12 protein-coding genes are annotated in these 16,664 nt (G+C 59.1%); 3 read left to right on the top strand and 9 right to left on the bottom strand.

Annotated features, from left to right (window positions below; translation table 11 throughout):
* Positions 1-143 precede the first annotated feature (143 nt).
* The 9 genes from QD461_RS17020 to QD461_RS16980 form a co-directional block, all read right to left on the bottom strand.
* Positions 144-1,157 carry a zinc-binding alcohol dehydrogenase family protein gene (locus QD461_RS17020; RefSeq protein ID WP_414088786.1) on the bottom strand — a complete coding sequence of 338 codons (1,014 nt, stop codon included), beginning with the start codon at positions 1,155-1,157 and terminating at the stop codon, positions 144-146.
* Between the two features lie 137 nt (positions 1,158-1,294).
* Positions 1,295-2,431 (bottom strand): mannitol dehydrogenase family protein, encoded by a 1,137-nt coding sequence (locus QD461_RS17015; protein WP_414088785.1) that lies wholly within the window; start codon positions 2,429-2,431, stop codon positions 1,295-1,297.
* Positions 2,432-2,905: 474 nt separating this feature from the next.
* The gene (locus QD461_RS17010; protein WP_414088784.1) at positions 2,906-4,648 is read right to left on the bottom strand and encodes a glycerol-3-phosphate dehydrogenase/oxidase; all 1,743 of its coding nucleotides are present in this window, start codon (positions 4,646-4,648) and stop codon (positions 2,906-2,908) included.
* A gap of 61 nt (positions 4,649-4,709) precedes the next feature.
* The gene (locus QD461_RS17005; protein ID WP_414088783.1) at positions 4,710-6,239 is read right to left on the bottom strand and encodes an FGGY-family carbohydrate kinase; all 1,530 of its coding nucleotides are present in this window, start codon (positions 6,237-6,239) and stop codon (positions 4,710-4,712) included.
* A 53-nt stretch (positions 6,240-6,292) separates the two neighbouring features.
* Positions 6,293-7,048, bottom strand: coding sequence for a DeoR/GlpR family DNA-binding transcription regulator (locus QD461_RS17000; RefSeq protein WP_414088872.1), 756 nt, complete (start codon positions 7,046-7,048; stop codon positions 6,293-6,295).
* Positions 7,049-7,317: 269 nt separating this feature from the next.
* A complete protein-coding gene (locus QD461_RS16995) occupies positions 7,318-8,265 on the bottom strand; it encodes a D-ribose ABC transporter substrate-binding protein (protein ID WP_414088782.1) in 948 nt (315 codons plus the stop codon).
* A 101-nt stretch (positions 8,266-8,366) separates the two neighbouring features.
* Positions 8,367-9,419 carry an ABC transporter permease gene (locus QD461_RS16990; RefSeq protein ID WP_414088781.1) on the bottom strand — a complete coding sequence of 351 codons (1,053 nt, stop codon included), beginning with the start codon at positions 9,417-9,419 and terminating at the stop codon, positions 8,367-8,369.
* Between the two features lie 22 nt (positions 9,420-9,441).
* The gene (locus QD461_RS16985) at positions 9,442-10,986 is read right to left on the bottom strand and encodes a sugar ABC transporter ATP-binding protein (RefSeq protein ID WP_414088780.1); all 1,545 of its coding nucleotides are present in this window, start codon (positions 10,984-10,986) and stop codon (positions 9,442-9,444) included.
* Positions 10,983-11,639: a DUF2291 domain-containing protein gene (locus tag QD461_RS16980; RefSeq protein ID WP_414088779.1), complete on the bottom strand. Its 657-nt coding sequence runs from the start codon at positions 11,637-11,639 to the stop codon at positions 10,983-10,985. The genes QD461_RS16985 and QD461_RS16980 overlap by 4 nt, the downstream gene beginning before the upstream one ends.
* A gap of 886 nt (positions 11,640-12,525) precedes the next feature.
* Between QD461_RS16980 and QD461_RS16975 the strand changes: the two genes are divergently transcribed.
* The 3 genes from QD461_RS16975 (at position 12,526) to QD461_RS16965 (ending at position 16,623) form a co-directional block, all read left to right on the top strand.
* A complete protein-coding gene (locus QD461_RS16975; RefSeq protein WP_414088778.1) occupies positions 12,526-14,076 on the top strand; it encodes an FGGY-family carbohydrate kinase in 1,551 nt (516 codons plus the stop codon).
* Between the two features lie 71 nt (positions 14,077-14,147).
* Positions 14,148-15,659, top strand: a complete 1,512-nt coding sequence (locus QD461_RS16970; protein ID WP_414088777.1) for a glycerol-3-phosphate dehydrogenase — start codon at positions 14,148-14,150, stop codon at positions 15,657-15,659.
* 31 nt (positions 15,660-15,690) lie between these two features.
* The gene (locus QD461_RS16965; protein ID WP_414088776.1) at positions 15,691-16,623 is read left to right on the top strand and encodes a sugar phosphate isomerase/epimerase family protein; all 933 of its coding nucleotides are present in this window, start codon (positions 15,691-15,693) and stop codon (positions 16,621-16,623) included.
* The last annotated feature ends 41 nt before the right edge of the window (positions 16,624-16,664 follow it).

Here is a 16,664-nt window from a genome sequence, read left to right as displayed (position 1 = left end):
GCCTGATGTACCCGACATCGACATATTTCATAAGGGCTAACGCGGCAGGAAAATCTTGCCGCGTCTTTGTCGACCACCGAGCGTTGCAATGCATGTCCACTTCGGATGTAGGTTGACGGTTTGCGATTTTATCATGTGGCAAGTTAGTCGACCGCCAAGATCGCTTTGATCACGCCCGCCTCCGGCCTCAACCACTGCTTAAACACTTCCGGTCCGTCGTCTAACGAACCTTGATGCGTGTTCAATGCCGCCGTCGGCACTCGACCACTCTCCATTTGCTTCACCACTTCGGCGAAATCATCCGGCTGGGCATTGCGGCTGGCAAATAGCGTGGCTTCGCGCTTGTGAAACTCCGGATCAGAGAAAGTGATATCGTCGCGGACGACGCTGACAAGAACGTAGCGGCCGCCATGGGCGATAAAGCCGAAGCCGCGTTGCATGGCGCGGGCGTTGCCGGTTGCGTCGATGACGACGTCGAAGAAGTCGCCATCGGTCACACGTTTTGCTTGCGCCTCCGCTTCATCGTTGGCGATGAGTGTGCGGTCGGCACCGAGCGTAGCGAGGGCGAATTCCAATCGGTCTTCGCGCGTGTCCATGACGGTAACGTCGGTACCGCGCGCCTTGGCAAAGATGATGGCAGACATGCCGATCGGGCCTGAGCCGACGATGAGGACGCGATCTTTGGCAGTGATGCCGCCGCGCTTGACCCCGTGGGCGCCGATGGCCAGAAACTCGATCATGGCAGCTTCATCCAGCGAAGCCTTGCCGGCCGAGGCGACATTCTGCTCGGGCACGCAGATGAACTCGGTCATCCCGCCGTCGCAATGGACGCCAAGAACTGAGAGGCTCTGGCACGCATTGGTCACACCGCGGCGGCAGGCAACGCATTTGCCACAGGCGAGGTAGGGGACGATGTAAACATTCTCGCCGTTCCGGAGACGGGTAGAGCCATTTGCATCTTCGACTGTGCCGGAGAGTTCATGGCCCATGACGCGCGGATATTGGAGGAACGGGTGTTTGCCCTGGTAGATATGGAAGTCCGTGCCGCAAATGCCGACACGTCTGACGCGCACCAGTACCTCTCCCGGGGCTGGCGTAGGGACATCGCGTTCAATCAGCGAGAGCTTACCGGGTTCGTTACAGATCAGTGTCTTCATTGTGATGCACTCTTAAAAGGTTCAGGAGCGTCGGTGTTGGAAATAACCGCCTCATGCGGAGATAAGAGGACGGTCTGGAACTTCTGTTGGCTCGTTGTTGATCCCCAAGGTAACGCATTCTGGTTTGTCAGAAGCGATCATTGTGCGACCTCTTTCAGTGGATATCGCGCGGCAATTTCCCTCAGCGTAGGAGCACTTGAATGACTTCCCGCTTCATCTGCCCATACGAGGAAGGAGCGAATGCGGCGAAAGACTTTTTCGGGATGGTGCTGGCTGATATCCGCAATGCGGTGATCGAGAAATGGATTGCGGAAGCGGTCGAGGGTCGTTGCGATATAGGTCTTGGCCTCGTCGGCCATGCAATTTGCGGCAAAGCCGGGCAGCACTTCGCTTTGGTAGAGAGTCTCCAACCTCGCGCACACGTCATCGTCCACCAATATGCCGCGCACGGTTTCATCCGCAGATCGATTTTCGCGCTGCCAGATTTCTGCAAGAAAGGTGTGGCCGAGATTGAGGATATGCAGTTTCAAGCGCTCGTAGGGTTCGAGGTCATCCGTCAGCACGATGCTGAGATGGCTGCATGGCGGTCGCACTCCCGGTGCGCGTTTGATCGCCCATAGCGCATAGGGCTCCGCGACGGAACCGATCGGATTGATCGGCTCGGAAACAATACGGTCGACCAGCGTCTCGGCGAAGGCGACATGGGCGTCGAGCCAAGCGAAGAAGTCAGCCGGCAGCCTGTTGCGCTTTGCGCAATCGATGACCGCCTCTCTTAGAACCTTCCCATTGGCCGTTATCAGCTCACAGGGAAGAATAACGAGTGGCCGACCGGATCGCTGCCAGCGCTTGACGAGGAGAGCTGCAAGCTTGCCGGGGAAGGAGTGCGGAATCTGGCTGTCATTACCAAAGCAATCTTCTTCCAGCGAGGTCTGATAACCCGTGTCGCCAGTGTTGGAGATGACGAATTCGGCATTCTCGGCAAAGAGCGATGAGAGTTCCTCCCAATGTTCCGTCGCGGAAAGGCCGCGTACGACGCTTTTGACCTGCACCGTGTGGTTTACGGGCAGTCCGTCTGACATGCCGCGGATAATCACAGGATAGCCATTTGTGTTATTGAAGGCTGCGACGCGGCCGCTGCGGCTGTTCGCGCCGGAAATCTGTACGACGGTAATCGGGCCGACATCCTGGCCGGACTGTTTCGCCTCATGCACGAACAGTGCTGCATGTGCCTGCAGGAACCGGCTTGTGCCGAATTGGATAATCCGCGAGCTCACGCAAGTTGCCTCATAGATGCAATATTGATTGCTGTTCCAGCTCGCTCGAGATGGCCTCGAACCATCCCCAGTCGCGCCGGATCTGTTTTTTATCTATAGAAAACATCTGATCCGCCGGCAGTCAAATGTTTTTATCGAAACAAGGAGAGGTTTTCGTGTGAGGTGCCCGGCCGTGTTGGGATGAAGGCGAAGTCCTCTGCGATATGGGCAATTGAGAGCGATATGCCCAGGGTCAACGTCCGGATGGATAGCTTGCAGGCGACATTGCGGCAAATGCTATATGCTCTACGACGATCCGAGACCGTCTGATCTCCGCGCGATAGGACGGGAGCTACGACTGTCTATGAGCGATCGGCAGAGACCATTGGCACAGTTGGCCTTGACCGATCACGCTCATTCGGTCGCTTTAGGTCGCGGAGATGGCCAAGCGCTAAAAGAGGTGGTCTTGAGCTTTGGCCGTTTTCCGACAGATGATCAGCGCGCCGCCGGGCTTGCTGTTCGTCGCACGCTTTCTTCAGTCAATGTCTGACCATGAAATTTCGAAAGGGCCGTGACGACATCGTCGATCTCCTCGGCGAGGCGCTGTGCATCCCATTTCAAAGCGGCCGCGGCAATTGCGCCGATTTCGCGCAAGCCCTGGATCGTCAGCAAGCCTTCGATTGCCAAAGTCGTGCGGCGAAAGACGATATCGGAGAGATGGACGACCAGTTCCTGTCGTGCGATCCAATCGATCTCAAGCGCGCTGTGGCGCTGCGCGCCGATAATACGTTGATTGTCACTATAGTCCGATTGATGGGCAAGGATTGCCGCGGCCGTGGTGCCGTAGCGGCTGAGTAGCTCATCCGCCCTACTTATCTCCACGCCGGTTTTGACGGCGATCGACCGGATCCAGCTTGCACGCGCGTTGGAGTCTGTCGGAAAATCCCGACCGCCGCCGATGGCGAGACGCTCCGTGGACTGTTTGCGGCTATGCTGAAGGCGAGTAAGCACGGTATCGGCCACTTCCTCGGCAAAGCCGCGGAATGTCGTCCATTTTCCGCCAACCAGCGAGATGATCGGGAAAGGGCGTTCTGGCTGCGGTTCGAAGACCGGTGCGGAGTGATCGCGGCTGATGAGACCCGGTGACGAGGCGTCCGAAGCAGGCAGGGGGCGGATGCCGCTGTAACTGTAAGTAACCTGATCGCGGTCGAAGCGCAGGCTCGGTAGCAGTGATCGCACGCTGTCGATGAAATAGTCGATCTCATGCTCTTCGCATCGCACATTGTCCGGATCGTCGCAGGGAATGTCGGTCGAGCCGACCAGTGCCTGGCCAAGATAACCGTAGACAAGGCAGATCCGGCCGTCATCGGCCTCAAAATAGATCATATGGCCGTTGAGGCTGCGCACCAGTTCCGGATGATCGAGAAGGATATGCGAGCCCTTAGTGCCGCCGATCAGATGGGCGGACGCCCCTAGTGCGGCATTCACATGATCGATCCACGGGCCAGCGGCGTTAACGACTAGCTTCGGCCTGACGGAGAAGGCATGGCCGTCCGAGCGCTGGAAGGTCAGCAGTCCGTCGGCGGAAGATACAAGTGCCGTTGTATTGGCGGCGAGCGATCCTTTATTGGCTTCAAGCCCGTCATTGACCAATTCATAGACCAGGCGCTCCGGCCGACTGATCTTGGCGTCGTAATAAATGCCGCCCGCAACGATCTGGCGTGTCACATGCGGCATTTCCTTGAGCGCGCGACCCTTCAGCAGGAACCGGTGGCGCGGCATCACGCGGTTTCGCGAGCCGAAGAAATCGTAAAGCGCAAGCCCGATCTTGATCAAGACTGCACCGCGGCTGCGTGGCGCCGTCGTCGACCCGAAGAGCGTTTGAAGCGCGGCTGGTATGCCGCGCATCCACGAGAAGATCGGCACGAATGTCGGTAGCGCCTCGACGCAGTGTGGCGCGTTCTTCAACAAAAGGTTCCGCTCGAGCGCCGATTGAGCGACCAGCCGGAACTCGCCGGTTTCCAGATATTTCAGGCCGCCATGGATCAGGCGGGAGGGGGCCGCACTCGTTCCCGAACCAAAATCGGATTTGTCGACGATCAGGCAGTTGACGCCTTGAGCGCAAAGATCGCGAAACAATCCGGCGCCATTGACGCCTGCACCGAGAATGACGACGTCGATATCCCCGTCTTGAAGTTGCGAGAAACGTTGTTTCAGATCGGCAGCCATATCGGTCATAACATCATCGTCCTGCTGAATTGCCGCGACAGAACTTGCCCCGCGCGGCGCAATTGGCGGTCTAGTCTTGGGAGGTTTGGGAGGCGAGACTACCGATCCGCGGCCAGAGCGGCGTCATGGCTTCGGCAATGTCCTTGAAGAGGTCGTAACGAGCTCGATAGTCAGCGCTACGATGCGGGTCTGGATGGTAGGTCGTGGCGATCCCTGCAACATCACGCGGATCGCTCTGCGGGCTCGCATATACACCGATGCCGGCGCCGGCACAAAGGGCAGTTCCCCAAGCCGCGGCCTCGTCGGTTTCCGTGGTCGTAACCGGCATGCCGAGGATATCGGCAAACATCTGCACGACGATCGGGTTGCGCGACACGCCGCCCGCGAGCCTTGCCTGATTGAAGGAAAAACCGTCGCTTAGGGCATCGACGTGAATTCTATGGTTGAAGGCGATCCCCTCAAGAACCGCCCGCAGCATGTCGCCGCGATCATGCCAGCCGCCAAGGCCGAAGAAGCTGGCGCTTGCTTGGGCACCATAGGGCGAGCCGAACAGATAGGGGTGGAACAATGCGCTCGATGGCCGGTGGAATGCCGCCTCGATCTCGGGGGCGAGGAGGGCGTGAATGGATTGGCCGGCCGCTTCAGAGCTTGCGATTTCGCTGGCGCATAACTTGTCCAGAAACCATTCGTAGTTTGCAGATGAGGCCGGTGAGATCGACATATTGTTCCATTGGCCTGGCGCAATCGCATTACGGCAAAACCAGCGGCGATCGACACGCGGCGTGGAAGAAAGCGTCTCGTTGATCGAATAGGTCCCGGCGATGACCGCAACCACCCCTTCGCCATAGCCACCTGCTCCAAGTGCGGACGCGGTAACATCATGCAGGCCGGCGACGACAGGCGTGCCTTCTGCAAGGCCAGTGCGTATTGCCACGGCCTCGGTTACATGTCCGACGACCTCATCGGATCGCGATGCATGCGGCAGCGCGCTCGCCACCTCGGCAACGCCGAAGAGCTTCAGCGTATCCGCAGAATAGGCCTGCGTCGAAACATCAGTGAACGAGGTGCTTGCCTCAGTGCGATCCGTGCCGGTAACGCCGGTCAGGCAAAAGCGCAGCCAGTCCTTGCAGCTTAGAATTTGGCCGATTGCAGCGAAACGCTCGGGCTCATGGGCCTTGATCCACGCAAGCAGCGCCGAAGGTGCTGAGACATGCGGCACCTGGCCGGTCAATCTCAAGGATTCGTCGGCAACCGGGCTTTTCAGCCATTGTTCGATGACCGATCCTGCGCGGCTGTCGAGAGATAGAATGGCGCGTCCGAGCGGCTTCTTCGCCCTGTCGAGCAGATAGATTCCGTCGCCATGGGCGGTTGCGGCGATCGCCTGAATGTCGCTTGCCGGGCGCTTGCTGAGCCTGATCGCTTCCGCGATGGCATCCGCCGTCTGCGTCCAGAGCTCGTCCATGTCGCGTTCGACATGGCGAGCGTGCGGCATGAATTGGGTCACGCGGCGCCGTGCGACTGCAAGCGGCCTTCCGTCGACATCGAAGATCACGGCTTTCGTGACGGTAAGACCGCTGTCGATTCCGAGCAGACTCGGCATTCCTGTTACTCCTGATGGTGAAGGATCCGGCGCCGGCCGCATGGCAGCAATGGTCAGGATCGTTCTTTGTCGCTCCTGGCGATGACCACGTTGATGTTCTTGCTCTGCATGCGTTCGAGATGCGCCGCCGGGATCTGTTCATCGACGATGACGACGTCGAACTCGTCAAGGGCGGCAAAGCTGTGCAGCGCCCGCCGCTCGAACTTGGTGTGGTCCATCAACAGGACGCGTCGCGCGGCGCTGTTGAACATCGCGCGCTTGATGTCGACCAGCTCGGGCGACTGATGAAAGACGACGTCATCGATGATGGCCGACATAGAAATGAAGGCAACGTCCGCTCGCAGGCGATTGATTTCATTGATTGTCATGCGGCCCATAAAGGCGTTGCACCAATTGTAATATTGCCCGCCAAGCGCCAAAAGGTTCACATCATGCATATCTTTCAGCGCATTCATCAATGTCAGCGAATTGGTGATCGCCGTCAGCGGAACCTTGGCCGGCAATTGCGATGCCATTTGCAGGACCGTGGTGGAATCGTCGAGGAATATCGCCTGGCCGGGTTCGATGAACTGCATGGCGGCTGTCGCGATCATCTTCTTTTCGCTGGCCTGCCGGTTGGCGCGATAAACATCGCTGGACTCGATCAGGCTGGTGGCGGTCGCCGTGACGATGCCGCGCGTCTTGCGCAAGAGGCCGCGACTGACAAGCTCATCGACATCGCGATGGGCGGTCATTAGGCTGATACCGAACCGCTCAGTCAAATCCTCGATGCGGATGGAATTCTCCGCCATCACCGCCTCGGCGATCATCTGCCGGCGGGCAATCTGCCGGGATTGCCGGCTGTCGCTTGGCAATTCATCCTGGAGGAAGGCAGTGGGGCTTGTCTTGTCTGTCACATTGGCCTCTGACGCTGAGCCTTGTGGATTACATTTGCCGCAGCGAATGGCATTCTAAAGAAAAAGAGTAGGAAGAACAGTTCACTACCGAGGCTACTGCAAGTTCTTCCTGATGTTTTGCCAGGAAGCCGCCGGCGGCTGCCTAGAGGAAGGGGATGCCGTTTCCGGCATCCCCGTTTTCGTTACTGAGCCAGAACGAACGGTGCCGTGTACTTGGCGACATTGTCCTTGGTGATCAGGAGGCAATCGAAAAGCTGCTTTTCACTCTTGGCACCGGTCTTGCCGGTCTTGATGAAGCTGTCGGCCTGTTTGACGGCTTCTTCCGAGAAGACGGCGACCGGCTGTAGAACGGTGTACTGCAATTCACCAGCCTTGATGGCGGCGACTGCATCCGGCGAACCGTCGAAGCCGCCGACCTTGACGTTGGCGAGCTTGCCGGCTTCCTTGAGTGCGGCAATCGCGCCGAGCGCCATTTCGTCATTGCCCGAGATCACGCCGGTGATGTCCGGGTGAGCCTGGAGCATGGACTGCATCTTGTTGTGGCCCTGGGTGCGGTCCCAATTGGCAACTTCCTTGGCAACCTTCTGCAGATCGGGATACTGCGTCAGAACGGTTTCATAGCCGTTCGAACGGGTGGCGGCGTTGTTGTCCGACGGAGCGCCGAAGAGTTCGGCATACTTGCCCTTGTCGCCAACGGCTTCGACCCATTGCTGTGCGCCGATAGCAGCTCCCTGGGCGTTGTTGGAAACGAGCTGTGCCTTGGCAAGGCCTTCCTGGTTGATTTCAGCATTGACCAGGAAAACGGGGATACCGGCGGCAACGGCCTTCTTGACTGCGCCGACGGAGCCATCAGCATTGGCCGGATCGAGGATGATGGCGACCGACTTGTTGGTGATGGCCGTGTCGATCAGATTGCTTTCGGTGTTGGTATCGCCTTTGTGGGCACCGACCGTTGCCGTGTAGCCGAGCTTCTCAGCCGTTGCCTTGGCGACATTGCCCTCTGTCAACCAGTAGGGGTTGGACGGATCGTTGACGATCACGGTGATCTGGCCGGCAGCCCATGCGGCTCCGGTCAAAAGCGGTGCCACAGCAACCGCTGCCATGACGATGCGCAAACCTTTTTTGAACATTAGTCTCTCTCCCTTTTTGATGAGCTTTGGTGATACCGGCGAACCGGCGGTTCTTTCTCTGACCGAAAAGTCTCCGATCAGTGACAAGTTCGTATGCAGCGTCAGCTGGACTTGGTCCGGCGTCCGTACTGGATGCTGTTCATGAGCACGGCGAGCACGATGACAGCGCCGGTAAAGACGGTCTGCCAGTAGGCCGAGACGCCGATGATCACGAGGCCGTCCGACAGGAAGCCGATGACGAAAGCGCCAAGCATGGTGCCGCGCACTGTACCGCGGCCGCCGGTCAATGCGGCGCCGCCAATTACGACAGCAGCAATCGCAGTCAGCTCGTAAGTCGTGCCCGCGGTCGGGCCGGCCGATGTCAGCTGCGAGGACAGCACCAAACCGGCGATGGCGGCGCAGACGCCCGAGAATACGTAGACGAGGATCTTGACCCGCTTGACCGGAACGCCGGAAAGATCGGCCGCGCGTTCGTTCCCGCCCGAGGCGTAGAGCCAGCGTCCGAACGCGGTGCGGCTAAGGACGAGACCGCAGATGATTGCGATGGCTGCAAGGACGATGACGCCGATCGGGATACCGGCGAGGCGATTGAAGCCAAGCCAATCAAAGCCGGTATTGCCTAGTTCGGGACGACCGCCGAGATTGTTGTAGGTAAGGCCGTTGGTCATCAGCAGAGCGATACCACGGGCGACATAGAGGACGCCAAGCGAAGCCACGAAAGCCGGAACGCGCAAATAGGCGATGAGCACACCATTGACTGCCCCGACGACCGCACCGAGCGCACAGGTCAGCACCACGACAGCCCAGACCGGCGGATAGAGAATGACGCCGAAGCTTGAAAGCGTGACCCCCTGCATCAGGAAGCCGGCGATACAGCCGGCAAGGCCGAGCGTCGAGCCGACAGACAGGTCAATGCCGCCATTGAGGATGACCAGCAGCATGCCTATGGCAAGAATGCCGAAAATGGCCACATGCGAGGCCATGGTCAGGAAGTTGCTGAGCGAGAAGTAGTAGGGCGACAGGAAGGAGAAGACCGCGATGATGACGATCAGTGCGAAGAAGGCGCGCCCTTCCAGGATCAGCCGCACGAGACTGAAATTCCGCCGCTGTCCGTTCGAAACTGGCTTTTTATCTGTGATGTTCGTGACTGACATAATCAGTGCTCCATGAATGCGGCTAGTGCGCGACCACTGCTTCGCCGGAGGCGGCCATGATCTTTTCTTTGGGGACGTCGGGACCGAATTCGGCTGATATCTTGCCGCGGTGCATGACGATGATGCGATGGGCGATGCTCAGGCATTCGGCGACTTCCGACGTCGAATAGATGACCGCCAAACCTTCCTTGGCGCGCTCCGCCAGAAGCTTGAAGACTTCCGCCTTGGCGCCGATGTCGATGCCGCGGCTCGGCTCGTCGAGCAGGATCACCTTGGGATCCGTCGCCAGCATCTTGCCGATGACGACCTTTTGTTGATTGCCGCCCGAAAGCGAGCCGATCGCGGCCTCGCCACCATCGGTCTTGATGTGAACCTTGCGAATGGACGCGTCGACAAGCGAGCGCTCGCGGCCGGTCGACGTAAACAGGCCCTTGGTGAAAGCGCCGATGCTGGCGAGCGACAGGTTGGAGCCAACGGTCATCGTTTGCACGAGGCCGTCGCGCTGCCGATCTTCGGGCACCAGGACCAGGCCCTGGGCGATACGGCCGGCGATGCTGAGATTGCCGAGGTCACTGCTCCCGAGTAGGACACGGCCACCGCTCGATCTCAGGCGACCTGCGACACATTCGAGCAACTCGGTGCGGCCTGCGCCCATCAGCCCGTAGATGCAGACGATCTCGCCGGCACGGACCTGAAGCGACATGCGATCGACCGCGTTGTAAGCGGCACCCGAGGGGCCGGGAACGGTGAGATTGTCGATCGTCAGCGCGACATCGCCCATCTTGTAGCCGCTTGGCGGGCTGCCAAGGTCGAAATTGTCGCCGACCATGTTGCGCACGATCCACTCAAGATCGATATCCCTGCGCTCGGCATAGGCCGTCATATTGCCGTCGCGCAGAACGACGGCGTGATTGGTAATCTGCAGCGCCTCTTCGAGATGGTGCGAGATGTAAACGATCGACACGCCGCGGCTGGTCAGATCGCGAATGACCTTGAACAGGACCTCAACTTCGGTGGCACTGAGCGCCGATGTCGGCTCGTCCATGATCAGGATGCGCGAATTGACGGAGAGCGCACGGGCAATCTCGACAATCTGCTGCTGGCCGAGGCGCAGGTCTTCGACCGGGGTGAGCGGATCGATTTCCTCCTCCAATTCCTCCATGAGTGCGCGTGTCTGGCGCTCTTCCTCGGCAAAATCGACCACACCGCCTTTCATGATCTCGCGACCCATGAAGATATTGTCGCGGACGCTGAGATTGGGAGCGAGGCTCAGTTCCTGATGGATGATGGAAATGCCGCAGGAGCGAGCATGGGTGGAGGAGGCAAAGCTGATAGCGCTGCCATCGAGGACGATTTCGCCCGAGCTCGGCTGTATGACGCCGGAGAGGATCTTCATCAACGTCGATTTGCCGGCGCCGTTCTCGCCAAAGAGCGTGGTGACTTCGCCGCTGCGAATGTCGAAATTCACACCCTTGAGGGCATGGACGCTGCCGTAGGACTTGGCGATGTTACGAGCGGCGAGAACAACTTCGCCCGTGCGCGCCTGTTTTTCTCTCGCCTGGCTCATTTCAGCTCGACCTTTACGGGAGTGATAAGCCAGTTCTTGGGGTTGATGAGTTTGAACACGCCGACAATCGTTGCCGTCTTGCCCGTCAGCTTTTCCGGATCGAGGCCGCGAAGGGTTGCCTTCTTCATCTCGTTGTTGATGGCCGAGCCGGCGTCCTGATATTCGATCTGGTTGGTGAACTGTCCGAACTGAATATTACCGGTCGCGTCGCGAAGTTCGGTGCCGTTGATCGCCGGTCCGGTCTGGACGCGAATAACGACACCGTCGGGAAGCCCCTCGACCTTGAACTCGTTGAGGTTGGCCTTGCGGTCACCAAAAGCGCCATTGAGGGATACCGGGAGCACGGGGCCGGTGCTGGTCGCCACACCATATTTTTCGCCCGCGGCCTTCTTGTCGGCAAGGACGGCGGTGGCGAGCGTCACCGCATCGACGGCGCGTTTCTCGACATCCGCCTGCACCTTCGGAAACTCCTGAGCGCCGAAGCTATCCGGTTGAAAGCCCTGTTCGCGCACATCGTGCTGGGAGCCGATCGCGACGACCTTGGTATCGGCGGCAATGGCGCCAATCACGATGACCACTGCGGCGACTCCGGCTGCGATCTTGAGCTTGGAGCCCGTCGGCCTGGCGATTGTGTATTGAGTCTGCGTATTCATGTTCAAACGACCTTCGGCGATTGAGCCGGATTGCCTGATGGAGAGGGAGAAAAGGTGCTGTGGTGCCGGCTACGATCCAGCCGATGCCAATGCGCGAGCTTGGACCTGCGGGCATTCCGCTCGGCTGCCAGTCGCGCTGCGACGGGAATGGGAGTTCAGCATCAGGAGCCTCCTCAGCGTGCCGGGTGACCGTCTCCTCCGATCGCCCATCTTGGTTCCGTGGCCATCGATATCGACGGCTTCCGTGATAGAGTTATGTTAATAACTGTATTTCATATGTTATAAATTTCAGAAGGTGTCAATCGGCAAAAGTAAGGCTTTGTCTGTTCTCCGTGCTCTTGCGAACCTGAGTTCCTCACCCTCAACGCTTTATCGCTTCCATTTTGCCAATCGTGCGCGAAGTCATCGATCATATTGTGAATGGGGCTTCTCTAGAGTGGAAAAGAATCCATTATTGCATTGATATAACGAAATAATATGGAGAAGTTTTTCAAGGCAGTCGCAACTTGAGTTTGCTTCTCCGCCTGACGCATGCGTCTCGAAAGCTCTTTTCTTCGGCCCGCTCCGGCAGCATCGTTGCGGATCTGATCAGGATCTCACCTGCGCATTTTATCTGAAAAAAATTACAATACCAGAAAAAAATTACTGCAACCATGATATCTCTGTGTTATAAATGCGAGATCAATATGATGATTGCATTTGTGTATGGTTTGGCGGCGCCTCCGGTGTCGAATACGGCTAATGCTCTATCTAGGGTCGTTCCCCTCTGGGTGTATGCGGGGATGGTTGAAAACGAGCCTTGGGGATGGGCCGGGAGGAATGAATATGTTTTTGGCGAATGCGGGCGTCCCCGGTGCGGGGCTGGCGGTGATGGGGCAGGTGCACAGTGCCTAAGAGTGACGGGATCATCATCGGGATCGATGCGGGAACTTCGGTTCTCAAGGCAGTCGCCTTCGAGTTGTCCGGCCGGCAGATCGCCTCCGCGTCGGCACGAAATCGCTATGAGACGGGCGATGATGGTTCCGTAACGCAGTCGTTGGGGCAAACCTGGGCGGATTGCGTCAGCGCACTGCGTGGCCTTGGCGAGAAGGTGGCGAATCTTGCGTCACGCACGGCTGCAATTGCGGTAACGGGGCAGGGTGATGGCACATGGCTCGTCGGAGCCGGTAATGCTCCTGTCGGAGACGCCTGGCTCTGGCTCGATGCACGTGCTGCGCCGACCGTGACGCAGCTGAGCGCCAGCTCCGACAATCGCGCCCGCTTCGAGGCGACCGGCACAGGCCTCAATACTTGCCAGCAGGGCACGCAGCTCGCCCATATGGACCGCTTCATGCCAGAGCTTCTGGATCGGGCCGAGGCATCGCTTCATTGCAAAGACTGGCTTTATCTCAACCTGACGGGTGTTCGGGCCACCGATCCGTCGGAAGCAAGCTTCACCTTCGGCAATTTTCGCAATCGGCAATATGATCCGATCGTTATCGATGCGCTCGGCCTAGGGCGCCGGCGTTCGCTTCTGCCTGACATCATCGATGGTACTCAGATCAGCTACCCTCTAACCGCTGACGCGGCAAAAGCGGCCGGATTGCTGGCGGGAACGCCTGTCTGCCTCGGCTATGTAGATATGGTCATGACCGCGCTTGGCGCCGGTGTGCGCACGGGCGGTCAGAATGCCGCCTGCTCGACGATCGGTTCAACCGGCGTCCATATGCGTGCGAAAGCCGTGCCGGACGTCCAGCTCAACGATGAAGGAACCGGCTATGTCATCGCCTTGCCGATCCCGGGCATTGTCACCCAGGTCCAGACCAATATGGGCGCGACCATCAATATCGACTGGATTCTTCGGATTGCGGCCGATCTGATGTCCGAAGGTGGCAGGAAGGTCTCCTATTCCGACCTCATAGCGCGCATCGATGCTTGGTTTGCCGAAGCGCGCCCGACCAACCTTCTCTACCATCCGTATATTTCCGAGGCTGGTGAGCGCGGCCCCTTCGTCAACGCCCATGCCCGTGCCGGTTTCACGGGGCTTTCGACACGGCATGGCTTTGCCGACATGTTGAGGGCTGTGGTCGAAGGGCTCGGCATGGCCACGCGCGACTGCTATGCAGCCATGGGTGACATGCCGTCGGAGTTGCGCATCACCGGGGGGGCTGCCCGTTCGCGCGCACTTCGTGGCTCGCTTTCTGCGGCCGTCAGAGCGCCGGTGCGCATTTCGGAGCGTGAAGAGGCCGGCGCCGCTGGCGTTGCCATGATGGCGGCGGTCTCCATCGGCGCATATCCCGACATGGATAGCTGTATTGCCGACTGGGTGACGCCGCTGCTGGGCGACGCCGAGGCGCCCGATGCCGACAATGCCGAGCGCTATGACCGACTGTTCGATGCCTACAAGGATGTGCGGCAGGCGATCGCGCCGGCTTGGGACAAGCTGGCGCAGCACTAGTCGGGCACCGTGAGTGGACGCCGTATTCAGATTTGATTTGATGATGCCAAAGGCATCCGAAGGAGCATGACATGATGGAACCGGAAATCTTTGATCTTTTCGTCATCGGCGGAGGCATCAACGGTGCCGGCATAGCCCGCGATGCAGCCGGCCGGGGGCTTTCGGTCATGATGTGCGAAAAAGGCGACCTGGCTGAGGGAACGTCCTCGCGTTCCGGCAAGCTCGTGCATGGTGGCCTGCGCTATCTGGAATATTACGAGTTCCGTCTGGTGCGTGAAGCGTTGATCGAGCGTGAAGTCCTGCTCAATTCCGCGAGCCACATCATCTGGCCGATGCGTTTCGTGCTTCCTCATAGCCCGTCGGATCGTCCGGCATGGCTCGTGCGCTTCGGGCTCTTCCTCTACGATCATCTCGGCGGCCGCAAGAAGCTGCCGGGCACGCGCTCGCTCGACCTCCATCGCGATCCCGAAGGCGCTCCGATCCTCGATCAGTATTCCAAGGGCTTTGAATATTCCGACTGTTGGGTTGATGACGCCCGTCTCGTTGTCCTCAACGCGCTCGATGCCGCCGCCAAGGGCGCGCAGATCCTGACGCGGACGGCCTGCATCAGCGCCCGCCGCGATCAGGGCGTCTGGATCGTCCAGATGCGGAGCGCGCGTTCGGGCGAGGTGCGCACCGTGCGCGCCAAGGCGCTGGTGAATGCGTCCGGTCCCTGGGTCAACGATATCATCCACCGCGTCGCCGGGTCCAACAGCAGCCGCAGTGTTCGCCTGGTGAAGGGCAGCCATATCATCGTGCCGAAATTCTGGAACGGCCAGCAGGCCTATCTGGTGCAGAACCACGACAAGCGCGTGATTTTCATCAACCCTTACGAAGGCGACAAGGCGCTGATCGGCACGACCGACATTCCCTATGAAGGCAAGCCGGAAGAGGTAAAGGCAGACGAGAAGGAGATCGATTATCTCATCACCGCCGTCAATCGCTACTTCAAGGAAAAGCTGCGCCGTTCCGACGTGCTGGAAAGCTTCTCCGGCGTGCGCCCGCTCTTCGACGACGGCAAGGGCAACCCGTCTGCTGTCACGCGCGACTATGTCTTCGATCTCGATGAGACCGGTGGCGCGCCGCTTTTGAATGTCTTCGGCGGCAAGATTACGACGTTCCGCAAGCTCTCCGAACATGCGATGCAGAAGCTTGCGCGGTTCTTTCCGAAAATGGGCGGCGACTGGACACGTGGCGCCACGTTGCCGGGCGGTGAAATTCCAAATGCCGATTATGTGTCTTTCACGGATACGCTCCGTAGCGCCTATCCGTGGATGCCGCGCACGCTCGTCAATCATTATGGGCATCTCTACGGTGCGCGCACCAAGCTCATCGTTGGCGACGCAACCTCGCTCACAGGGCTCGGCCGCCATTTCGGCGGCAATCTCTATGAGGCCGAAGCCCGGTATCTTGCCGCTTCCGAATGGGCGCAGAAGGCGGAAGACGTGCTGATGCGCCGCACCAAGGAAGGGCTGCGCATGACGGTCGAGGAGAAGGCGATATTCTCCGCCTGGTTCGACACCGAACTGGCACTTGCCGCCTGAACCAACTGACATCTGCCGGGAGACGATATCGATGCCCTTGACGCTTTCACTCAACACCAATCCATTGGTGAACCGCTTTGCGGAACCGTCCGACCTGATCGAAACGGTGGCGCGCGATCTGCGCATCCGCGATCTGCAGCTGACGCATGAGTTCATCAATCCAAGCTGGCAGGCGCCTGTCATTCGCCGTCTGACGCGTGATATGCAGGCCGCGCTGAAGCGCACCGGCGTCCGCGTGACGTCAGGCATGACCGGTCCTTACGGCCGACTCAACCACTTTGGCCATCCGGACAAGGACGTTCGCCGCTACTATGTCGACTGGTTCAAGACCTTTGCTGATATCACGGCTGACCTCGGCGGACATTCCGTCGGCACGCAATTCGCGATCTTCACCTACAAGGACTATGACGATCCCACCCGGCGTGAGGAGCTTATCCAGATCGCGATCGATTGCTGGGGCGAGGTGGCAGAACATGCCCGCGCTGCCGGCCTCTCCTATATCTTCTGGGAGCCGATGAGCATCGGCCGCGAGTTCGGCGAGACGATCGAGGCCTGTCTTTCCCTGCAGAAGAGGTTGACGAAGGCGCCATTTGCAATCCCAATGTGGATGATGGCCGACATCGACCACGGAGACGTTACGTCCGCAAACCCGGACGATTTTGATCCCTACGCGTGGGCGCGTGCGGTCCCGAAGGTTTCGCCGATTATTCACATCAAGCAAAGCCTTATGGACAAGGGTGGGCACCGTCCCTTTACTGCGGAATTTAACGCCAAGGGCCGTATCCAGCCTGCGCCGCTTCTCGAGGCCTTCGCTCAAGGTGGCGCCGTAGATAACGAGATCTGCCTTGAACTGTCCTTCAAGGAGCGTGAGCCGAACGATCGGCAGGTTATCTCGCAGATCGCCGAAAGCGTCGCCTTCTGGGCTCCTCATATCGACACGGGCGTCGGTGACTTGCATATCTAACCGCAGAGGTAGTCGAGTCCCGATTCTGCAATCCATCAGCA

It is taken from the genome of Rhizobium sp. BR 314, assembly GCF_047445805.1.
Taxonomy (GTDB): Bacteria; Pseudomonadota; Alphaproteobacteria; order Rhizobiales; family Rhizobiaceae; genus Rhizobium; species Rhizobium lusitanum_B.
Note: the sequence above shows the minus strand (reverse complement) of the source record. Positions and strands in the feature narration are given on the sequence as shown.